This is a genomic window from Kribbella sancticallisti (genome assembly GCF_039530625.1).
Lineage (GTDB): Bacteria > Actinomycetota > Actinomycetes > Propionibacteriales > Kribbellaceae > Kribbella > Kribbella sancticallisti.
This window is the reverse complement of record NZ_BAAAOS010000066.1, coordinates 56,443-77,074: the sequence shown is the minus strand read 5'-3', so window position 1 is coordinate 77,074 and position 20,632 is coordinate 56,443. Positions and strand designations below refer to the sequence as shown.

Annotated in this window: 18 protein-coding genes; 9 read left to right on the top strand and 9 right to left on the bottom strand. The window is 66.8% G+C overall.

Going from position 1 to position 20,632, the window contains the following annotated elements; translation table 11 throughout:
- The first annotated feature begins 501 nt into the window (after positions 1 to 501).
- Positions 502 to 2,163, top strand: a complete 1,662-nt coding sequence (gene lysS / locus ABD255_RS41395; RefSeq protein ID WP_344222331.1) for a lysine--tRNA ligase — start codon at positions 502 to 504, stop codon at positions 2,161 to 2,163.
- 155 nt (positions 2,164 to 2,318) lie between these two features.
- Here the strand turns inward: lysS and ABD255_RS41390 are convergent, their stop codons facing one another.
- The 5 genes from ABD255_RS41390 to ABD255_RS41370 all read right to left on the bottom strand — a co-directional run bounded on the left by ABD255_RS41390 (position 2,319) and on the right by ABD255_RS41370 (position 7,009).
- The gene (locus tag ABD255_RS41390) at positions 2,319 to 3,728 is read right to left on the bottom strand and encodes a hypothetical protein (RefSeq protein ID WP_344222330.1); all 1,410 of its coding nucleotides are present in this window, start codon (positions 3,726 to 3,728) and stop codon (positions 2,319 to 2,321) included.
- An 879-nt stretch (positions 3,729 to 4,607) separates the two neighbouring features.
- On the bottom strand, positions 4,608 to 4,934 hold the full coding sequence (locus tag ABD255_RS41385) for a helix-turn-helix domain-containing protein (RefSeq protein ID WP_344222329.1): 327 nt from the start codon (positions 4,932 to 4,934) through the stop codon (positions 4,608 to 4,610).
- Positions 4,931 to 6,046, bottom strand: coding sequence for a tyrosine-type recombinase/integrase (locus tag ABD255_RS41380; RefSeq protein ID WP_344222328.1), 1,116 nt, complete (start codon positions 6,044 to 6,046; stop codon positions 4,931 to 4,933). The genes ABD255_RS41385 and ABD255_RS41380 overlap by 4 nt, the downstream gene beginning before the upstream one ends.
- Before the next feature lie 322 nt (positions 6,047 to 6,368).
- A complete protein-coding gene (locus ABD255_RS41375) occupies positions 6,369 to 6,506 on the bottom strand; it encodes a hypothetical protein (RefSeq protein WP_344222327.1) in 138 nt (45 codons plus the stop codon).
- Between the two features lie 164 nt (positions 6,507 to 6,670).
- Positions 6,671 to 7,009, bottom strand: coding sequence for a hypothetical protein (locus ABD255_RS41370; RefSeq protein ID WP_344222326.1), 339 nt, complete (start codon positions 7,007 to 7,009; stop codon positions 6,671 to 6,673).
- A 100-nt stretch (positions 7,010 to 7,109) separates the two neighbouring features.
- Here ABD255_RS41370 and ABD255_RS41365 point away from each other — a divergent pair, with 100 nt between their 5' ends.
- On the top strand, positions 7,110 to 10,547 hold the full coding sequence (locus tag ABD255_RS41365) for an error-prone DNA polymerase (RefSeq protein ID WP_344222325.1): 3,438 nt from the start codon (positions 7,110 to 7,112) through the stop codon (positions 10,545 to 10,547).
- 28 nt (positions 10,548 to 10,575) lie between these two features.
- On the opposite strand, the gene ABD255_RS41360 is transcribed toward ABD255_RS41365, so the two are convergent.
- Positions 10,576 to 11,322, bottom strand: a complete 747-nt coding sequence (locus ABD255_RS41360) for an SDR family NAD(P)-dependent oxidoreductase (RefSeq protein WP_344222324.1) — start codon at positions 11,320 to 11,322, stop codon at positions 10,576 to 10,578.
- 75 nt (positions 11,323 to 11,397) lie between these two features.
- On the bottom strand, positions 11,398 to 12,753 hold the full coding sequence (locus ABD255_RS41355; RefSeq protein ID WP_344222323.1) for an NsdA family TPR-like regulatory protein: 1,356 nt from the start codon (positions 12,751 to 12,753) through the stop codon (positions 11,398 to 11,400).
- 398 nt (positions 12,754 to 13,151) lie between these two features.
- Between ABD255_RS41355 and ABD255_RS41350 the strand changes: the two genes are divergently transcribed.
- The 3 genes from ABD255_RS41350 to ABD255_RS41340 all read left to right on the top strand — a co-directional run bounded on the left by ABD255_RS41350 (position 13,152) and on the right by ABD255_RS41340 (position 14,582).
- Positions 13,152 to 13,367: a hypothetical protein gene (locus ABD255_RS41350; RefSeq protein WP_344222322.1), complete on the top strand. Its 216-nt coding sequence runs from the start codon at positions 13,152 to 13,154 to the stop codon at positions 13,365 to 13,367.
- Between the two features lie 538 nt (positions 13,368 to 13,905).
- Positions 13,906 to 14,166, top strand: coding sequence for a hypothetical protein (locus tag ABD255_RS41345; protein WP_344222321.1), 261 nt, complete (start codon positions 13,906 to 13,908; stop codon positions 14,164 to 14,166).
- A 5-nt stretch (positions 14,167 to 14,171) separates the two neighbouring features.
- Positions 14,172 to 14,582, top strand: a complete 411-nt coding sequence (locus ABD255_RS41340) for a hypothetical protein (RefSeq protein ID WP_344222320.1) — start codon at positions 14,172 to 14,174, stop codon at positions 14,580 to 14,582.
- Positions 14,583 to 14,799: 217 nt separating this feature from the next.
- Here the strand turns inward: ABD255_RS41340 and ABD255_RS41335 are convergent, their stop codons facing one another.
- Both ABD255_RS41335 and ABD255_RS41330 read right to left on the bottom strand, forming a co-directional pair.
- Entirely contained in the window at positions 14,800 to 15,675 is an 876-nt protein-coding gene (locus ABD255_RS41335; RefSeq protein ID WP_344222319.1) for a phosphotransferase enzyme family protein, read from the bottom strand.
- Positions 15,675 to 16,982: a helix-turn-helix domain-containing protein gene (locus ABD255_RS41330; RefSeq protein ID WP_344222318.1), complete on the bottom strand. Its 1,308-nt coding sequence runs from the start codon at positions 16,980 to 16,982 to the stop codon at positions 15,675 to 15,677. Before ABD255_RS41330 ends, ABD255_RS41335 begins: the two co-directional genes overlap by 1 nt.
- A gap of 583 nt (positions 16,983 to 17,565) precedes the next feature.
- Here ABD255_RS41330 and ABD255_RS41325 point away from each other — a divergent pair.
- From ABD255_RS41325 to ABD255_RS41310, 4 genes are all read left to right on the top strand, one after another.
- Positions 17,566 to 18,423, top strand: a complete 858-nt coding sequence (locus tag ABD255_RS41325; RefSeq protein WP_344222317.1) for an SAM-dependent methyltransferase — start codon at positions 17,566 to 17,568, stop codon at positions 18,421 to 18,423.
- A gap of 49 nt (positions 18,424 to 18,472) precedes the next feature.
- Entirely contained in the window at positions 18,473 to 19,021 is a 549-nt protein-coding gene (locus tag ABD255_RS41320) for a hypothetical protein (RefSeq protein ID WP_344222316.1), read from the top strand.
- 378 nt (positions 19,022 to 19,399) lie between these two features.
- Entirely contained in the window at positions 19,400 to 19,954 is a 555-nt protein-coding gene (locus ABD255_RS41315) for a hypothetical protein (RefSeq protein ID WP_344222315.1), read from the top strand.
- Between the two features lies 1 nt (position 19,955).
- Positions 19,956 to 20,423 carry a hypothetical protein gene (locus ABD255_RS41310; RefSeq protein WP_344222314.1) on the top strand — a complete coding sequence of 156 codons (468 nt, stop codon included), beginning with the start codon at positions 19,956 to 19,958 and terminating at the stop codon, positions 20,421 to 20,423.
- Positions 20,424 to 20,632 lie beyond the last annotated feature (209 nt).

Here is a 20,632-nt window from a genome sequence, read left to right as displayed (position 1 = left end):
GAGAAAGCCGGCGACGTCGATCGCATCGCATCCGAGTCAGGCACCCGCACCACTCGCCCATGCCCACACCTGCGCTCGGATCTGCGGTAATCCTGACGATCTCGCACCTCGTGATACTTATGGTCGAGCGGCCTTGGTATAGATCATGCCCGCTGCAGCAATTTCTTTAGTACCGGAATTTCCCCAACCATAGAGAGATATTGATTCGTTGTTTCCGTTGTTTAGCTTGGCCGCCAGGGTCGGCTGATCTCCCCGCAATCTCTCAACGTGCCCCTATTGATCCCCGGTGTCCGATTCACCTCTGCGAGCGGCTGCCGTCTCCCCGGCGATCCTAACGGCGCCCTTCCTGACTCGCCTCAATCTTCCGTCGCATCTGCGCCACCCCGCTCGCGCCTCTAAAGGGAGGTCTCCACCCACGAGTCGAAGCCCTGTCCGGTAGCCTCGTCGAACGACCGAGCGCGACCCAGTCAGCATCGGAATCAGAGGGAAGATAAGGCAACAATGGCAACAAGGCAGCGACAGGATTGGGTACGGCAAGCCGCTGAGGCGGCGATCGCCCATAGGGTGCGCCCGGGCGTCGTCACGTGTGCGTCCGGCATCAGCCCGTCCGGCCCGGTTCACCTGGGCAACCTGCGAGAGATCCTGGTACCGCATTTCGTGGCCGAGGAGATCCGCCGGATGGGCGTCGCAGTGCGCCACATCCTTTCCTGGGATGACTTCGATCGGTTGCGGAAGGTGCCAGCTGGACTGCCGCCGTCGTTCGCCGAGTTCATCGGCCGACCGTTGTCCAAGGTGCCGGACCCCGAGGGTGAGTTCACCAGTTGGGCGGAGCGGTTCAAAGCGCCGCTGCGGCACGCGCTCGCAGACATGGGCGTCGAGGTCGTTGAGATCAGCCAGACCGAGATGTACGAGTCAGGGCGTTACCGCGACCAAGTCCTCACGGCCGTGCAGCACCGGGACACCATCGAGAAGATACTGAGCCGCTACCGCACCAAGGCCACCGCCGACGAGGATGGTCCGACACCCGCTGGACCCTTTGAGAGGTTCCCCTACAAGCTGTACTGCTGTTCGTGCGGACATGACTCGACCACGATCGAGGCCTACGACGACGAGACGACCGTGGCGGAGTATTCCTGCTCCCATTGCTGCTACCACGGTTCTGCGCAGCTGGACACCGATCATGGGGCGGGCAAGCTGGTCTGGAAGGTTGACTGGCCGATGCGATGGGCGTTCGAGGGTGTCGACTTCGAGTCGGCAGGTGTTGACCACGCTTCTCCGGGCTCCTCGTTCACCGTCGGGACTCAGATGGTGCAGGAGGTGTTTGGCGGTGTGGCTCCCTCCTTCCTGGGGTACTCCTTCGTCGGTGTGCAGGGGATGGCGAAGATGTCCGGCTCCGCGGGCCGCGTACCGACCCCAGCGGACGCGCTGGCTGTCTTGGAAGCGTCGATCGTCAGGTGGCTTTACGCCCGGCGAAAGCCGAACCAGTCCTTCACAATCGACCTTGGCCAGGAGGTCGTTCGCCTCTATGACGAGTGGGACGGTCTGGTACGCAAGCAGAAGCACGAGCGAACTGAGGCTCAGCAGGCTGCCTACGAACGGGCATCACAGACATCACTGGGCCGGCTGCGGACGCCAAAGGTGGTCGTGCCGTTCAGGATTCTTTCCTCCGTCGCCGACGTGACAGCGGGCTCGATCGACCAAATCGCACGAATCGTCGGGGACGTGGGCTATCCCCATGAGTCGATCTCGGACCTTCAACCGCGCCTCGACCTGGCCTCGAACTGGATCCAGCGGCACGTCGATGAGGGGGAGCGCACCAAGGTTAAGGAGGCGCCGGACACCGAGCGACTATCCAACCTCACACGGTCCGAGCAGACGTGGCTCGACCTGCTGCTCGCCCGGCTCGATCCAAAGGCCGGCCTAGGGCTGGATGAGGTCACCCGGTTGGTCTATGGCGTGCCGAAGCTCGCTCGGAACCTCGAGTTAGACGCGGAACCGACAGCTGAGATCGCAGCCGATCAGAAACAGTTCTTCCGGCTGCTCTACGAACTTCTAGTCGGTAGGGAACGAGGACCCCGGTTGCCAACATTGTTCCTTGCCATCGGCCTCCAGCGGGTGAGGTACCTGCTGATTCCAGACGAACGCCGAGAAGGCACGGGCTGAGATCCAAGGTGGATTGCCCGACCAGTCGCGCAGGGCCGGCGACACCGCCTCGGAGCGCGCCGACGATCCGGAAGCTCAGCGTCGCAAGAGAAACGTGGGGGTCAGCTCGCGCAATCGCACCCGAGCGTTGGTGAGCGGTGCTGCCGACGCGCCTGCTACTCATTGTCCTGGCAGACAGCGAGGTAGTCGGCCCAGCTGTCTTGTGCGTACTGTGCCCAGCGGTAGGCGGTTCTGGGTGAGATTCCGAACAGGTCGCTGATCACGATTGGCGGGAGGTCGGCCGCTGCTTCGAGCATGGCGGTGTTGCGTGCATTGATCACTGCGAGGCCGTGCTGCTTCATGAGGACCTGGAGCCGCCCCGGGCTGAGCGGGCATGTGGGCGGCCGGCCTGGGAAGAGAGGGCCTGCCGTGTCGTGCGGCGATCGGAGCGTGGAGTTCGATGCAGTCCGTGCGATTTGGTTCTCGATGAGGTGTGCGAGCTTGGGTGGCAGCAGGACGGGATTTCGTTCGATGGTGAGGTACGCGCTGCCACCGTCTCGGTGGAAACGGTCGGTAGTCAGTTCGACGAGGCGGGAGACAGGTACGGCGTAGAGCCCGATCAGTGCCCCCGTGATGCGTACTTCCAATGGCAGCTTCTCATCGTTGAGGCAGCGTTTCAGCTGTTGATGGTGTTCCTGATCGCCGAGGAACCGAGACGGTTGCCCGGACCGTCTGGCAGGAACGGTGATCTGGCCAGTCAGGCGCCGCGCGACCGCCCAGCGGATGAAGGAGCCGATTGAGCGGTGCAGCGTGGGGTGGGTGGTGAGCCACAGGTCGAGCTGCTCCTGACCGGCAGCGGTCAGATCGATCTGGTTGGCGTCGAGCCAAGTCAGGAAGTTGATGGCGACGCGAATGTCTGCGCGGTCATGCGTGCAAGCGCGGGTTGTATAGCGACCGCGGGCCGCGCGGCGCCGGGCATCGCGAACGACGCTCCACTCGGCGAACGGAGCGATGACGGTCTTCTGGTGCGGTGACAACCGGTTGAGAATATCGTCGAGCCACAGCTCCAAGCGTGCGAGGTTCTCCTGCCGTCGGGGCAGGATGCCGGTGGCCACGAGCATCTCCCGGACATGCCGTGTCGTCAGATCTTGGGGCCGGACGTCGAGGGCTGCATGGCTGATCTGGGTGCGCTGGGAGACCAGCTGGGCCAAGACTCTGGAGCCGGCTCCTTTCTGCAGCCACCTCAGCACCGTCACCGGTGGATCGAGCGCTATAAGCCCGTCCGCAAGTGGTCGTAGTGCCGGGGCGATGCCGCCTTCTTCGTCGTGGCTCAGCAGGTCCCGAACGCGGTCCCCGACGACGCAGCGGGTGCAGGCTCCGTCCGCATAGATGTCGCCGGGGAACCCACAGCGGTTGCAGACGAAGGCGATGTCGGTACCGCTGCAGGGTCCGCACAGATCGCCGTTCTCGTCGCTGCGGCCGACGAGGACCTGAGAGGCTTGGCAACGTGTGCAGGGGCCAGGGTTGCGCTTGCGCCGTGCGTAGCAGGCATCGCAGACCGGGCCGACCGGCCAGTTGGCGCGCACTTGCTGCTTCCGACCGCAGTCACTGCACTGGCGGCGCGGCCGCGGCTGACACGTCCGGCAATGGAAGGTGCCTCCTCGTTCGCTCACGCGGTGCCCGGGCCGATCGCGGCCGCACACAGTGCATTCGCCAATAGGTCCCCAGTAGCAGTTGGCGCAGAGGTCAGGTTGTCTCTCAGTCGCACGGGCTTTGATGGGCCGCACCTCGCCACAGCGGCCGCAAAGCCGAGGAGGGGCCGTGTAGCAGCTTTGACAGACAGGACCCTGGGCGGCGTTGGCGTGTGCAGGACGGCGGTTACCGCAGCGGACGCATTCCCTTTGGGGGCGCGGTGCGCAGGTCTGGCAGAAGACCGCGTCGTCCTGGCGGACGACCGGCGGTGCGTGCTGCCCGCAGCCGGCGCATTCCCTCCAGAACAGTGAGCTGTCGCTGCGATAGCACCGCCGGCAGATCGGCCCTTCGTCGATCCGTCGGACAATGTGGCCGTCTCGTTCGCAGCGAGCGCATGGCCGAAGCTCGGTCCGAGCCGCACACCAGCCGCAGCAGCGACCCCTGTGGCGTGCGGCGTGGAAGTTCGCGACCGGCGCGGCCGCAGAGCGCGCAGGCCAGCGGGGTGACCGCGTCACCGTAGCCGTCAGCCTCGAGCTGTCGCAGGACCCGGACCAGCGCGACCGGGCAGTGTGGTGACGGCGCAGTGAGCGCGTCGGTGTGCTCGGCGAAGTGCCGGTCCAGTTCGCGCGCCGTGGCGGGGTTCCATGCTTTGGCTTGCTCGAGGACGGCTTGCGCCGACTTCGCGGTCAGCGCCGGGCCGATCTGCGCCTGCAGGTATTCGATGAGCCGTGCCCTGGCAGCAGCGAGTTCCCTACCAGATGGGCGGTCATCGGTCACGGTTTGCCGGGCCGGCGGATGACCGTCCGCCGCGGTGAGACCGGCGCTGAGGCGGCATCACCGCCGGCGGTCTTGCGGACCTGGACGTTGACGACTTCCGGCTTGATCAGGTCGTTCGGGGTGCACTGCAGGATGTCGCACAGCGCGACGAGGGTATCCATGCTCATCCGCTGCGGGGGCTGCGTCACCAGCCGGTACACCTGTTCACGCGACAGCGTGACGCCGCGCTCGGCCAGCAGTGGCACCAGGTCCGAGGTCTGGAACATGTCCAGCTCGGCCATCAGGTGCCGCAGCCGCCACTGATATCCCATCTTCTTGATCACGCCATCACGTCCCAGTCGTCGCCGAGTCGGTTCTTCAACGCCGCCTCCAGCAGCTTGTTGCGGTACTCGTTCGAGACCCCCATGTAGATCGCCGTCGTGGCGGCGTGCGAGTGGCCGACCTGCTCTTGCACGAAGCGGGCCGGATACCCGAACTCGGTCAAGTGGGTGATGTAGCTGTGCCGCAGGCAGTGCAGATCCAGGTCCTCGTCGAGTCCAGCGGACTCACGGGCGGCGACGAATGCTTCGTTGATCGACCGAGGCGACAGCCGCCCGGCCCGCTCGGTCACCCAGAGGGCGGGGTGGCGTCCGGGCGAGAATTGCGGGCGAATCTCGGCCATCCACTGCTCCAGCACCTGGACGACCCAGTCCATCTCCGGCACGGTCAGCACGGTCCGCCGTTTGGGCGGCGAGCCCTTCTGGGCTTTGCCGAACCGAACCATCACACTTCCGAAGCTGCCGAACTGCGGCGCTTTCCGATTACGCCGCAAATCGACCAGGTCGATCCGGGACGACTCCGTCCGGCGGGTCCCGAACGCGTAGACCGCCTTGAGAACCGCGGCGTCCCGCAGAGCGCACAAGGCACCTTTCCGGCCCTGGCCGCGGATCCTGCCGGGCCGGGCGTCGGCCGCATCGAACAAGGCCTGGATCTCGTCATAGTCCAGCGGGCGCCGGCGCGCGTCACCCTCGTACTCGACGGTGTGCAGAACCGAGTTTCCCTCGTGGAACACCTGCTGCGGTACCTCACCGAACCGCTCCAAACACGCGCGCACCCAGTCGTACCGGGCGTCGAGCAGATACTCCACGAACAATCCGATCGTCACCTCGTAACTGCGAGCCGTCGACATACGAATCGGGTTGTCACCACTTCGCAGATGAGCGATGAACGCCTCGCCCTCTGCCGGCGTCCACTGCCACGGATACAAACCAGTGAACTCCTCCATCCGCCCGATCAGCCGCAGCCGCGCGCCGATCGTCTCCGACCGCAGAAACCGAGCCGACTGCTGCCGCGCCCAACCCTCCTTCATCGCGCCGAACACAGCCGACGCAGGATCGAGGTGGACCACGTTGCGGGCCAACACCAGGTGCGCTGCCCCGGGCTCTTCAGTAGTCACCGACCTGTTGTATCAGATGCATCAATGTTGCTGCTAGGAGTCGAGGTGCAGGTCATGGCACGATATGAATGCGCAACCGATGCCCCAGCAGGGCCGCATGACCAGCGCAAACAATCGTCCCGTCACTGCGTGGAGTGTTGCATCGGATGCAATTCCTCCCGTTTGTGCGCGGGAACGTTCAGCCCGTCGCACTTCCCGCACTGCCAGGTCATGACCTCAGAATGCGCCCGACCTTTGCCAGCTGTCTCGACTCAGCAGTGCTCGAAGCCGACCTGCCGCCTGATTTGGACGACACAGCAACAAACGTGATGCGACACGGGACTCAGCGGTCTCGGCCGAAAACCGGCGAGCGTTGTCCGAACCAGGCATCCAGTACTGCGTCGTCGGCAAGCTCCCCTGAACTAGGGCAGCGCTCCAACAGCTGCAGCAGCAGCACCAGGCGCTGCGCGATGTCACCCATCCCCATGAACCCAATCCCCTCCCCTGCCGGATCATCGGATGCAGGCCCTGAACCGTTTCCACAATTCGCCGATCGTGGCGAAACCGACATCCACCGAGACGCCGGCCCGCCGCCACGCATCGCCTGCAAACCTTGCCCACTGCAACCACCCGGTCACGGAACGACTAGGGCCGGTCCTTTGCCTCCCGCAGCTCGTCGCCGGGCACCCAGTGATATCGCCCGTCGTCATCGCGGACCTGGCCGAGCCATTCACCGCCTTCGCGGACCCACGCGACCAGCACCCCCGCGGGCTGCCACGCCTGGACATGCTTCGGAGGATCCACCTTCTGGTAGGTCTCGGCCGGCCGATAGCCGTGCGCGTCGTACTGCAGCTCGAGCTCGGCGGCCTGGCGATGCGCTTCGGCCTCGTGCAGACCTGAGCCTCTCAGGCCGTTCGCAGCGTTGTCCCAGATCGACCAGTCAGCCTCTCCGGTCCCTGGTCGCACATTGAATCGTCCCACCATGACCACAGAATGCCATGTATTCGAACATGTGCTCTACTGGCCGAGTAGCTAGGAGCCCCTGTCAAAGGGCGACCGTACGGAGGGTTTTGGAGGTGGCGCGGTGGGTTACCAGAATCCGCCGATCTCCTGGTCGGAGCTGGAGCGGCGGCTGTCCGACCGGTCCCGGCCGGACTCCCACGGAGGTCGGCCTCCGGAGGCAAATGGCGGGGACTCCCCGGCCTGGAGTCAGAATCGCGGCCCGTACGTTCCACCGGCCGAGGCCCGCCCGACACGTCCGGCCGGACCGGTCACCCCGTACGCCGAGCTGCACGCCCACAGCCACTTCAGCTTCCTGGACGGCTCGTCGTCTCCGGAGCACCTGGTCGAGGAGGCAGTCCAGCTCGGCCTGCACGCCCTGGCGCTGACCGATCACGACGGGTTCTACGGGGCCGCGCGATTCGCCGAGACCGCCGCGACCTACGACCTGACCACCGTCTACGGCGCGGAGCTGTCGATCGGCCTGTCCGGTCCGCAGAACGGCGTCGCGGATCCCGAAGGCACCCATCTGCTGGTGCTGGCCGAAGGCAAGGAGGGTTACCACCGGCTGTCCGGAGCGATCACCGAAGCCCACCTGGCAGGCGGCGAGAAGGGCCGCCCGGTCTACGACCTCGAGGACCTGGCCGCCCACGGCCGCGACCACTGGCTGATCCTGACCGGCTGCCGCAAAGGAGCAGTACGCCAAGCCCTCACCGGCGCCACCGCGATCACAGCCGGCGTCGACGCCGCTCGGCGCGAGCTCGACAAACTGACCGCGCTGTTCGGCAAGGACCGGGTCGTGGTCGAGCTGATCGACCGGCAGATGCCGACGTCGTCGACCGAAAACCGGGCGCTGGCCGACCTCGCGCAGCAGGCCGGGTTGGCGACCGTTGCGACCGGCAACGTGCACTACACGCAGCCGCGCGGCCACAAGCTCGCCGCCGCGGTCGCCGCCGTACGGGCCCGTCGAAGCCTGGACGAGATGGACGGCTGGCTCCCGGCCGCCGGCACCGGGTTCCTGCACGACGGCGACGAGATGACCCAGCTGTTCCGCAACTTCCCCGGCGCGGTCGCCCGCTCGGTCGAGCTGGCCGACCAGCTGGCGTTCAACCTGCGCGCGGCCAAACCGAACCTGCCGAAGATCGACGTACCGGACGGCCACGACCAGATGTCGTGGCTGCGGCACCTCACCTTCGAAGGCGCCCGCGAGCGGTACGGCACCCGCGAGCAGCGCCCGGACGCCTACCGGCGCCTGGAGCGCGAGCTGGACGTCATCGCCGAACGCGACTTCCCCGGCTACTTCCTGATCGTGTGGGACTTCGTCCGGTGGGCCCGCGAGCGCAGGATCTTGTGCCAGGGCCGCGGCTCGGCGGCGAACTCCGCGGTCGTGTTCTGTCTCGGGATCACCGCCGTCGACAGCATCTTGTACGGGTTGCCGTTCGAGCGGTTCCTGGCCGCGACCCGCACCGAGGAACCCGACATCGACGTCGACTTCGACTCCGACCGGCGTGAAGAAGTGATCCAGTACGTCTACGACAAGTACGGCCGCCGCAACGCCGCCCAGGTCGCCAACGTGATCTCGTACCGACCCAAGTCCGCGGTGCGGGACATGGCCAAGGCGCTCGGCTACTCGCAAGGCCAGCAAGACGCCTGGTCGAAACAGGTGGACGGGTGGTCACCGGAGATCACGTCGACCGACCACGACATCCCCTCCCCCGTCGTCGCGCTCGCCGGCGAGCTGCTGAAGTTCCCTCGCCATCTAGGGATCCACTCCGGCGGCATGGTGCTCACCGAGCGCCCGGTCGGCGAGGTGGTGCCGATCGAGCACGCCCGCAAAGAGAAACGCACCGTGCTGCAATGGGACAAGGACGACTGCGCCTACATGGGCCTGGTCAAGTTCGACATGCTCGGCCTCGGGATGCTCGCCGCACTCCAGTACACGATCGACACCGTCGAGAGCAGGCTCGGCGAGGCCTGGGAGCTTCACACCATCCCCAAGGAAGAGCAAGGCGTCTACGACCAGCTCTGCCGCGCCGACTCCGTCGGGGTGTTCCAGGTCGAGTCCCGCGCCCAGATGGCGACGCTCCCCCGGCTGCGGCCGCGCCGGTTCTACGACCTCGCCTGCGAGATCGCGCTCATCCGGCCCGGCCCGATCCAGGGCGGCGCGGTGCATCCGTTCGTGCGGCGGATGACCGGCCAAGAGGCCGTCACCTACCCGCACCCGCTGCTGGAACCGGTGCTCGAGCGGACCAAAGGTGTGCCGCTGTTCCAGGAACAGCTGATGCAAATGGCGATGGCGGTCGGCGGGATCGACGGCGACGAAGCCGATCTCCTCCGCCGGGCCATGGGGTCCAAGCGTGGTGTGGAGAAGATCTCCTCGCTGAAGACCAAGCTGTACGCCGGTATGGAGGCCAACGGCATCACCGGCGAGACCGCCGACCAGATCTACGCGCGGATCGAGGCCTTCGCGAACTTCGGGTTCGCCGAATCCCACTCGATCAGCTTCGCCCTGCTCGTCTACGCCTCCACCTGGTTCCGGCTGCACTACCCCGCCGCGTTCCTGGCCGCGCTGCTGCGCGCCCAGCCGATGGGCTTCTACTCCCCGCAGTCGCTGGTCTTGGACGCGAAACGGCACGGTGTCGAGGTACGCCGCCCGGACCTGCAGCTGTCCGGCGTGAACGCCGAACTGGAGGACCTGGTCGACGGCCAGCCCGCAGTACCGAGCGGGATGGACTCCTGCCTGGCGACCGTGCAACCGCCGATCGGGCCATTCGACGCCGAGGCGGCCGACACCACCGCCCAGCATCGCCGCGACGGTGCCTTCGCCGTCCGGCTCGGCCTGGCCGGCATCAAGACCATCGGGGACAAGGACGCCGAGAAGATCGTCGAGCAGCGCGAGCTCCACGGCCCGTACGTCGACATGGCCGACCTCGTCCGCCGTACCGGCCTCACCGCACCCCAGGTCGAATCACTCGCCACAGCAGGCGTCTTCGACTGCTTCGGCCTTGACCGGCGCCAAGCCTTGTGGGAAGCCGGCCGCGCCGCCGAAGAACGCCCCGAACGATTCGCCGGCGTCACCGTCCTCGGGCCACCACCGACCCTGCCGGGGATGAGCGAGGTCGAGCTCACCATGGCCGACCTGTCGTCGACCGGCATCACCACCGCCCAGCACCCGATGCAGCACGTCCGCGACCAGCTCACCGCGGACGGGATCCTGTCTGCGAAGCAGCTGCGCACCGCCACACCGGACAGCAAGGTACGAGCCGCCGGCGTCGTCACCCATCGGCAACGACCTGCGACCGCGTCCGGCGTCACCTTCATCAACCTCGAAGACGAAACCGGCTTCATCAACGTCATCGTGTCCCCCGGCTGTTTTAAGCGGTATCGACGTACTGCAAGGGAGTCGTCGGCACTGATCGTGCGCGGCCGGCTCGAACGAGCCAACGGCGTCACCAACCTGGTCGCCGAACGACTGGAACGCCTACCACTCGCAGCACGCACGACCTCGAGAGACTTCCGCTGATAGGTGCCGGTGAGGCTCGCGGAAGCCGTCAGTGGCTTGTCTCGGCTCCGCCGTTCACCTGGATCACCTGCGAGGTGATGTGGCCAGCCGCCGGGGATGCCAGGAAGTGCAACGTCGAGGCGACGTCGCTCGGTACGCCGACCCGGCCGGTCATGGTCTCTTCGACCCGGCGCTTCAGACGTTCGTCAGTCATCGGTTCGCCGAAGAACGGCGTGTGATCGATGAGGCCTGGCGCGACGACGTTGACCGTGATCCCTCGCGGACCGAGTTCACCGGCGAGCCTGACGGCGTACGGGTGAAGGCCGGCCTTGGCCGCACCGTAGGCGACTCGGCCGGATCCGCGGTACGCCGCAATCGAGCTGATAAACAGCACCCGGCCACTGCCATCGACCAGGCGCTCCTTGAGAGCCTCTGTCAGCAGCACCGCCGTCAGGGTGTTGAGCCGAAAGTTCAGCGTCCAGTCGTGAGCGATCGCTTCGAGCAGATCGGCATGCTCAACCGGAGTTTCGAGCACGCCGTTCCCACCGGCACTGTGGACGATCACGTCGACGGTGCCGTACTGCTGGTAGATGAAGTCGGCCGCAGCACGAGTGGCGCGCGGATCAGTGAGATCGACCGGGAAGAACGCAGCGCCGGGGATCTTCTCGGCGGCCTCAGCCAGCACCTCCTGGCGCCGGCCGAGGAGGACGACCTGGTCGCCATCTGCTGCGAATGTCTCCGCAGCTGCGAACCCGATGCCGGATCCTCCGCCGCTGATCACCACGGTGCGCGCCATGGGTCGTGATCTTACGAGCGGATCCCTCCGGATCGTGGTGAGGGGTTGACAGTGTGACGACCAGCACGTCGCCGGTCAGGTGACGATCTCGGCATAGTTGTTGCCGCGGTGAGCGGCCGCAAGCTCGCGGCGCAGGCCGGCGACACCTGGATGGCTGTCGCGCCTGGCTGCGGTGGCGCTGTGGAGTTTGCCGAGGTCGTCACGAACCCGCATCGATCGGACCTCCTGCGCAGCGGCCAAAGCCTGCCGCGCCAGTGCGACGCCCTCGTCGGGATCGCCCTGCAGCAACATGAGGGCGGCCAGCCGCGCCATACAGAACAGCCGGGACCTCGCGTAGCGGTCGGGGTAGCTGTCGATCGCGGCCTCGAGGCGTGCCATGGCGTTCGCGGTTTCGAGTCCCTGTGCGGCTACGGCCCACAGGCCATGGCCGGTGTCGCCGTTGAGCTGGGCTTCGGAGAAGAAGTCGGAGTAGATCTCCCAGTCCGGATCGTCGCGGTCGTCGACCTCCTGGAAGAACTGGACGGCCCGGTCGACCGAGCGGGTCGCTTCGCGCGCTTCGCCGAGCTCGCTGAATGCCCGGGCTTCCACGATGCACAGCGCAGAGCGGCGCAGTGACGACAGCCTGTCCTCGCGGATCTTCGCCGTACCGATCAGCGTCAGCGCGTCATCGGCCCTCTCGAGGTAGACAGCCTGGCGAGCCATGTGGGTCAGTACGTCGGCTCTCAACCACCAGGCACCGGCCTCTTCGGCGTTGTAGAGACCGATCCGGAAGTACTGGTCGGCCTCAGCGTGGCAGCCGGCATCGAATTGCGACCACCCGATCACGTTCGCCAGGCGGCCAACGGCGACCTGCATCGCGACCTTGGTCCCGCGATCGGCCTTGGCCTCGAGCAGACGAAGGGCGGACCGCAGTTCCGCAGCCATCGCCTCCCCGGACGGCGGATGACCAGCATGGTCGGCCGCCCGGAACACGTCAGCGACCTTGGTGACCTGATGAACGTCTTCCGGCCCGATCCGCAGCGGGATCTCCGCTCGCGCCGAGACCGGGCCTGATCCGTTGTGCAGCGCTGGAGGCAGCCCCGCCATCGCGGGTGCGCTTCGAAGGCCCCGCATGAACTGGACTCTGCGTAGGTTCTCGTCGGACTCGTCGGTGTCTGCCACCGTCGTGGAGACCATCCGCTTGGACCGCAGCCCAGCTTCTTCCTCGGTGACTCCGAAGACTGCGCAGATCGCCGCTCGGTAAACGGTGTGAGGCCACGTCACCTCGCCGCGCTCCAGCCGGCGGATCTGCTCTGCAGAGTAGTTTCCCGGCTGTTGAGTCGCCTGCTGCACCGCAGCGTTGATGAGCTCTGCCGTGCGTGCCTGAGTCCATCCATGGTCGGCAATCAGCCGGGTCAGGCGGACATTCGGCACTGCTACGTCGGAAGCCATCGCGTGCTCCTCCCCAGGGTTTCGCTCACCGTTCACGCTAGACCACGTTCCGTGGTCTCGGACGGGCTCGGAGCGTCAATCTGAGGGGTATTTAGAGGGGTTGACCCGCGCTGCCGAGCTGTGCGGACCCACTCGGAGCGTCAATCTGAGGGGTTTTTAGGGGGGTTGACTGTCCTGTCGAACGCCTGTGGCTGCCAGCGAAGATCGAATGACCGGGAGACAGTCGGGGCGCCACAAACACTTCGCACCCGGACCGCCAGACGAGCTGAATCCAGCTCATCGACCAACGGGGAGGACGCCATGCTCCACACCATCGTGTTCTACGGCCTGATCGCCGCCGCGGCCGTCGCGTGGATCCAGATCCTGCGCGACATCAGCGTCGACTTTGCGGAGCGCTGATGAGAACCATCGTCGTTGCTCCGCCGGCCGTACGACAGATCCAGGTCTGGTTCGGGAAGCACGCCTTTATCGACCACCTCGAGCCGGATCCGGTCGAGGCGGCGGTATACGAGGCCGCCATGCGCCGGCAGTTTGCCAGCTGCCGAGTGACCAACACCCCGTACAGCGCGGCACCTTCGGGCGAGACCCCAGCTGGCGGTCCGTCCCGGCCCTGAGACCAGGGGCGGGGATCACGTCATCGTCCAGCTCGGCCCCAGCGCTGAGCCCGATCCCCGCCTCTGCCCTGCCAGGTCCTCGGCCATGGAAGGCCCCCGGATGGTCGAGGACCTGTCCCCTGCCGGTGCGGCGGGCGCACGAGTCACACTTCGGCGCCCGCCGCGCCGCTCCACCTGCAACCACCGAATGCCGAGCTCCGACAAGGACACCCCGCGGTGAAAACAGCAGCAGCCAGTAGCCGCGACCAGACGTCGACGATCGCGGCTACTCCTGGCGGGAAGGACCACGATGCGTCCCAGTCCCGACGGTGAACGACTCGGACAAGCTCGTTGCTGTCGAACGGATTCTGAACAGCGCACTGCCGTTCGAGCAGAAGCTGTCCGGAATCCGAGTGGTGCTGCGCGTCGGCACAGTCCGCCTCACGGCATCGGCCCAGGGGTCCACGTGGCGCCGCGACGACGACCCCGATCTCCACGGCCGCACCCGCGGTCACCGCTCTGGCAGGCCACGCCCACCTCACAGGACGGACCCCGAACGATGACACTGCGCCGATTCAAGCTCCATCGCTATGTGGACGTTTCTGACGTCAGCGGCACCGGCGACGTCGCCGAAGGCGTCCAGTACAGCGATGGCTCGGTCGCCGTCCGGTGGATCTCCAACACTCCCTGCACGGCCGTCTGGGACAGCATCGAAGCCCTCCTGGCCGTTCACGGCCACGGCGGCAAGACCGAGGTCCACTGGATCGATCCCGAGCCTGCGACCGTGTGCGAGCTGGTCACCGCCGGAATCCAGAGGTGACTGCCATGAACACCATCTATGGGCGTCGGGGTCCCGCGTTGCTCCCTAGCGTGATCGAAGCCGGCACCAGCGATGCCGTCGGCGGCAACGTCGGCGACGACGCAACCCGCCCGTTCGTTCTCGGCTACATCGACGCTGCACAACTGACCGACGAGTCGGCGATCGCCGAGGTTCGGGCGCGGTTGGGCGAGTACGCCATCGCCGCGCGCCTGCAGCTCGGCAGCATCTACGTCGACCAGCCCGACGCCGACGGATCGATGTTCCGTGCTCTGCTCGTGGCGATCGAGCGATACAACCCCGCGCACGTGCTGGTGCCTAGCCTCGACCATGTCGCTGCCCTCGTCGCCGTTGCCGAGACCAAGCAGCAGCGCATCGAGAGCCGCACGAACGCGATGATCCGCCCTGTGGGCACCTGAACCGAGGCGGGATCGGCGTACTGGATGCCTCCTCAGCTTCCAGACACCAAGCAGCCGGCGCCATCCTCAACGCCGGCTCCCGATCCCGCCTCCCTGACCGGAGTCTCCGGCAGCCTCGATCCGCAACGGCCGGACCTGTCCGGCCCGTCGAGGTACTCCCCCCGAGGCCGAGGACTCCGCCAGGCCGGGGCGAGCAGCTGCGCTCGTCTCGGCCTGGTCAACCCGCCTGCCAGCTCCAAGGCCGCTCGCCGTGCCGGCCACGCAGGCACGCGACCCGCCGCTGGGCCTCAGCCCGCACTGCTGGATCCTGATCGGCCTTGTTCGCCAGCCAGCTGGTCATCCGCAGTTCGCGAACGTCCCGAAAGATGGGGTAGTGCTCGGCTGCGGTGACGTCGTGGCCGTACGCGGCGACGAACTCGCCGTACTCCTTATCGCTGAGCCAGCCGCAGGTGTCGTAGCTGACCGCCTGCAGCGTCAGATCCCACTCGCGCGGCCCGATCGAGAACCGCTCGAGATCCCACACCAGCACCTGCCCGTCCGGTGTCGCGACCACATTGCCGGTGTTCGGGTCCCCATGCAGGATCGCCGTACCGAGCCCGGCAGGCGGCGGCCACTGCTCCTGCAGCTCGTCCAGGCGCTCGTGCAGAAACTGCTTGTCCTCGACGTCGAGCGGGGACGCGTCGATCCGGTCGGCGACCCGCACGAACGGCTGAACCTCCTCCAGCTCCGGCGCCGAGTCGACCGGGATCGCATGCAGCTGGGCCAGGCACGCGGCAACCTCGGCCGCCGTCCCGGAGCGGTGCTCAGGGACTCGCTGCCAAAACGTCACGGCGTATGAGCCCTCATCAACCGCATCGGCAACGGCTGTCACCGCAGGAACCCCCTCGTCCGCCAGCCACCGTGAGACCGCAACCTCCCGGTGGGCCACCGATTGCTGACCAGGGAAGCGAGTGACCTTCGCGATCACCTCGTCGTTCACCGCGATCGTGGCGCTGTCACCGAGGCTCAGCAGCTGAGGCTCCCGCAGCTCGATCCCTGCCCGTTCAACAGCCGCCTTGAGACGTTCGAGTTCGTCGTGCGGAACTTCGCTCATCACGCCGGCACTTGAGCCAGCCGGACGATGTCCCGCCGCAGTACGGCGACGTCGCTCCGCTTCTTGTGCGGGGCCGCCGCGCTGTGAAGGTCGCGCATGTAGCTGCGGACCCGTCCCGAGCGCAGCGACTCGGCGTCGCCGATCGCTTGAGCTCCTTGCTGGACGCCGACCGCGGGATCGACCTTCATCCACAGAGCAGCGCTCTTGAGATGACAGAACGCCCGGGCGCGGTTGTAGCCGGCCGTATGGCTGGCCACGGCGTAGCAGAGCTGGTCCAGGGCCGGCTCGGGCGCCGCACCCGCCAGTGCCAGGTCAGCAAGGCTGTGGCCTGCGTCGCCGGCGAGCTCGGCCTGGTCGAAGAACTCCATCCACGCGACCTGCTGATGCCGGCGCGGGTCGTGGGCGGCGAACAGGTCCTCGGCGGTGCCGATCGCTGCAAGGGCATCCGATCGCCGGCCGAGCTTGGCCAGCGGCCGTGACCGCACGACGCTGAGCATCGATTGTTCGGCCTCCGGCAGTCGATCGGCGCGAACCTGAGCGAGCTCAATGGTGCTCAGCGCGTCGTCGTACTGCCCGAGGAGGAAATGGTGGCGCGACATGGTCGACAGCACAACCGAGCGAAGGCTGTGGTTCCCGGCCTCCTCCGCGCAGTGCACCGCGAACCGGAAGTATCGATGCGCGACGTCGTGCGCCCCGCAGTCCACCACCATCCATGCCAGCACCTGCGCCAAATGGCCGACCGCGCTGTGCAGGTCATCGCGGACACCAGGCTGGGTAGCGCGAGCGTCCAGCAGTCTCGCGGCCCACCGCAGCTGTCCCGCGACCGCATGGATCGACAGCTCCCCTCCGACGCTGCGGTCCCAGGCCTTGAACGCCCTGATGCTCTGGGCGATGTGGTCGACGTCAGCGCGGCCGACCAGCGCCGGCGCCTGATCCGGCAAGTCGATGCTGGCGAGGAAGTCCGCGGCCGACGAGCCACCGATCATTCCACCGGCCACGGCGGCCGGTCCGAGTGCGAAGAAGCTGCGGCGATCCACGTTGGGCGGGTCCTGTTCCGGGGCAGAGCGGCTGCTGTAGAAGCCGAGTTCGGCATCGGAGCCGGCCCCCAGCTCTGCCCTCATCGCCTGGCGGTACGCCTCCGTGGGCCAGGTGTAGATCCCCCGCTCGAGTTTCGACAGGTAATTCCCATCGATCGGCGGATCCAACCTGAGACGCCGCGATACCCGCTCCGCGAGCTCTGCCTGCGTCATGCCCAGTGCGCGGCGCGCATCCCTCAGCTTGAGGTTGCGTTCGCTCCTTGCGGCCACTTCTTGACCTTCCCCGTACGCCACGCGCTTCCACCATAGGCAGATGCCAGCACAGCATCCAATGCGTGGCTGCGCCATATCTCCCAGTAATCCTCCCAGTAGATCTCCCAGTAAATCGCTCTCCCATGCCCGGCGGCCTCCAGCAAAGCTGGTCACGCAGTGAAGTCGCTGCGCTACTTCCGGGTGGTCTCGCTGCTACCCGCCCCGTTGCGCTCACGCGCCCGGATCCGAGGGAGGTCAGATGAAGGCTCGAAGCGGGACCACCCCGCCCCGCTGCCACACCTGATGCATGCGTCAGCGCTGGAGCGACTTCGTGCGCTTGCTGAACCACCGGGCTGCTCGGTGGTGGCGGCGGCTCAACGACACGTTCCGGCGCTGGCACGACGAAGACCTTTGAGCCGGCGGCGGCGCCGAGTCAGTTCGGGCGGATCTGACGACACCCAGCGGCGTCGCCGCCACCTACCGGAGCCCCCGGCTATCTGCTCTCCCCCCCTGTGGAGTGGATCTCGCCCGACTCCCCCCGGGTTGCCGGGGGCTCCTCCCCCAGTCCCCACGCCCGCCACCCACGGAAGAGGCCCGCACGATGCCGAACGAGACCAGCCCATCGGAGGCGAAGTCAGCCCCCGCGGATACTGGCTCCTGCATCGACGACCCGCGCCAGCCGAGTACGGCCCGCCTCTGGAATCTCGCAGGCGGTGGCAAAGACAACTTCCTCGCCGACCGAGTGCTGTACGAGGGACTCGCTCAGGCGACCGCGCATTTCTCCGACCTCGAGGCCGCGAACAAGCACTTCGTTCGCGGCGCCGCGGCCTTCCTGACGTCCGAGCTCGGCATCACCCAGTACATCGACCTCGGCGTCGGCCTGCCCACACCAGATGGCAACCTGCACGACGTCGTTCAGTCGCTGAACCCGCACGCGAAGGTCGTCTACGTCGACCAGGTCCCGAGCGTCCTAGCCCACGCACACGGGCTCCTGGCGGTCAACGAACGCGTCCTCGTGGTGGACGGAGACATCTTCGACCCCGCCCAGTTGCTGCAGCAGCCCGAGCTCACCACGTTCCTTGACTGGTCAGCGCCGATCGCGATCTTCTGCACCGCGGTCCTGCACTACCACCCCGGCGCCGCCCCCGACGTCGCGACAACGATGCAGACCTACGTCGACGCACTCGCCACTGGCTCGTGCACCGTCATCACACACTTCCTCGACCCAGAAGACGCCACCAGCAGCGTCGTACGCCAGATCGAGAAGACACTCACCACCAGCACCATAGGAGCTGGCTGGTTTCGGAGCCACGAAGAGATCGAGGCTATGTTCCCCGGCCAGGCTCTCCTGCCACCCGGCGTCGTTCCCTGCGTTCAGTGGTGGCCCAAAGTACAGACCGCCCGCGACAACAGTTGGATCGAGAACTGCATCGCCGGCGGAATCGGCCAGAAGGCCTGACCACCAGCCACAGCCCGAGGTACCGGGCTCTCAGATCGGATAGCACCACGTGCGTTACGACCTCTTCGTCAGTCCCTGGATCGGCCACCACGCGTCCCGGATCCTTTTGACCGCCTTCGCTGCGCAGGTCGCCTACACAGCTGCCGAGCTGCTCGTCGGTTTACCCAGCAGGCTCGCCTTCGGGCTCGAGCTCGGTTGGACTACGACCGTCCTGCACGCCGGCCTCGCGCTGTTGCTGCATGCGCGCGGCCCGCTGTGCGAGCGCTGTATCGCCGAGATGCCACTCGACGGATCGGCCCGCGCCGAGCGGTACCGCCGGAACCTGACAACGGTCCACTGGATACGGACGCACCGGTGGGGGTGGATCGGCATCGCGGCAGCAACCATCGGGCTGCTCGGTCTCGCCCGGCATGCTGGTCTCATCTCCGAACAGATCGAAGCACTTCTGTACGCCGGGCCGGTCATGTGGGTCGTTCTGTCGCTTGCACGCCATTCCCAGCTGCAGCCGTGGTGCCCCCAGTGCCGCGGAAACGGCGGCGGCGACTACAACGACCATCCGATAGCAGGACCACGGCCAAGTCTGGCGCTGAGCTGCTGATCGCGCCGCCCGCTCGACCATCTCGACTATCCCCCGTACGCCGGCGTACGGGGGATGCTTCTTCATACCAGCGCGCGCTCGCGTAGACCGCCGTTACAAGAGACGATGCAGCAGGCCTGCGGCCTGAACGAGCCGACTTCGTCGGCGCTGCAGAAGAGCTGTTCTCCCCCTCCTGGCACTCCATTCTGACCCGACACGCCTGTTCCACAACCTCCCTCGGCCCGGGCGCGCGTTCTGCGCTGCGCTGCGCCCACGCGGCCGCTGGAGGCCGCTCCACAGCCGCTTACGGGTCGCCACTCCGCTCGCCAGGAGGGGGCGAACAACAGTCGGCCAACCAGAGCTGACGGCCCGCCGCCTGGCAGGAGCAGGAGGCTTGCCGTGCGCGTTCCCGCGACGCTGGAAATCCGAACCGAGGCAGTAACCGGTGAGAGCCGACGTACCAACCGCAGCGAGTACTTCTCTGCCGACGCCTCGCCGACACAGGCAGTGCCGCCGATCGTGCGGTTCCTGGACTGGTGCCAGCAGCAGCAGGTCACACCAGATGGCACGGCCTACGAGAACTACACCGCCGCAAACCCTCAAGACCGCATCGACGCCGCAGACCACCCGGAGCCGGTCGTGTCCGGCTCCCCGGCGTTCGTCTACGACTTGAACGTGATGCAGGTACCAGGCGGCTGGGTCGGCAGCCTGAAGGTTCGCTGCCAGCAGCTCAAGCGTCGGTCGAACAGGCTGCAGGACCTGGTGCTGATGCCGTTCCGGTCCGACGACACGGCGACCCTGCACAAGTGGGCCGTGTACTACCTGAAGCGCCGCCAGATCGAGCTGATGGAGCTGAACCGCCCGGAAGAGACCGCCGCCGCCGAGACAGAGCTGAAGGAGCAGATCGCGTGGCACAACTCACGCGCAGCAGCCGGGCTGGGCGAGGTGGCCTGAGATGGGAACCGAGCTCCACCTAGACGACGTCGTTGATCGGATCAACGAACAGGGCGTGTCCGCCTACGTTGCGGAGACCGGCGACGGGGAAGCAACGATCTACGCGGGCGCCTGGCACCTGGTCGATGACGAGTCCAGGAGCCGCACGGCGTACTCGGCCGTTGCCGGGCCAGGCCGCTTCGGCTGGGACCAGTACCCCAGCACGGCCGACACCGACGACTTCCGCATCGGCACTGACACCCCCGGCGGCCGACGTGGTACCTCCTGTGAGGAGCTGGAGATCACGAGCTCGCGCGACGTGGCGAACCTGATCGTGGCCCAGGTCCGGCTGCCGCTCGGCAGGTCCCTGAGCCAGCGCCAGGCCCGGCGAATCCTGAAGGGTCAGCGTCCCAGCAGGATCCCTACCTGGCTGCAGCGCCGCCGTACGCGGTGCCACACAAGCTGCGACTGCCGCAACTGGACGCGGTGACCTGACGTTGATGGTGTGGCGGCCCCGCTGATATCGAGGCCGCCACACCGCCATTTTCCCAGTTCGCCGGTTTCCGTGTTCTCGGGCATCGAGCCCTCAACCACGGTGCTGCCGCCTGGTGGTCACGATCGTGATGAAAGCCGGCCATGCCGGTAGATCCCTGGCCGGATAGGAGATTCCAGCTGGGGGTGGGGTTGTGTGGTTGGCCG

What these genes read in the sequence shown, in the direction of transcription:
- ABD255_RS41335 (WP_344222319.1), bottom strand. Translation starts at nt 15,675, where the DNA reads ATGAGCGAAGTTCCGCACGACGAACTCGAACGTCTCAAGGCGGCTGTT.
- ABD255_RS41360 (WP_344222324.1), bottom strand. Translation starts at nt 11,322, where the DNA reads ATGGCGCGCACCGTGGTGATCAGCGGCGGAGGATCCGGCATCGGGTTC.
- ABD255_RS41325 (WP_344222317.1), top strand. Translation starts at nt 17,566, where the DNA reads ATGCCGAACGAGACCAGCCCATCGGAGGCGAAGTCAGCCCCCGCGGAT.
- lysS (WP_344222331.1), top strand. Translation starts at nt 502, where the DNA reads ATGGCAACAAGGCAGCGACAGGATTGGGTACGGCAAGCCGCTGAGGCG.
- ABD255_RS41310 (WP_344222314.1), top strand. Translation starts at nt 19,956, where the DNA reads ATGGGAACCGAGCTCCACCTAGACGACGTCGTTGATCGGATCAACGAA.
- ABD255_RS41345 (WP_344222321.1), top strand. Translation starts at nt 13,906, where the DNA reads ATGACACTGCGCCGATTCAAGCTCCATCGCTATGTGGACGTTTCTGAC.
- ABD255_RS41370 (WP_344222326.1), bottom strand. Translation starts at nt 7,009, where the DNA reads ATGGTGGGACGATTCAATGTGCGACCAGGGACCGGAGAGGCTGACTGG.
- ABD255_RS41340 (WP_344222320.1), top strand. Translation starts at nt 14,172, where the DNA reads ATGAACACCATCTATGGGCGTCGGGGTCCCGCGTTGCTCCCTAGCGTG.
- ABD255_RS41375 (WP_344222327.1), bottom strand. Translation starts at nt 6,506, where the DNA reads ATGGGTGACATCGCGCAGCGCCTGGTGCTGCTGCTGCAGCTGTTGGAG.
- ABD255_RS41355 (WP_344222323.1), bottom strand. Translation starts at nt 12,753, where the DNA reads ATGGCTTCCGACGTAGCAGTGCCGAATGTCCGCCTGACCCGGCTGATT.
- ABD255_RS41350 (WP_344222322.1), top strand. Translation starts at nt 13,152, where the DNA reads ATGAGAACCATCGTCGTTGCTCCGCCGGCCGTACGACAGATCCAGGTC.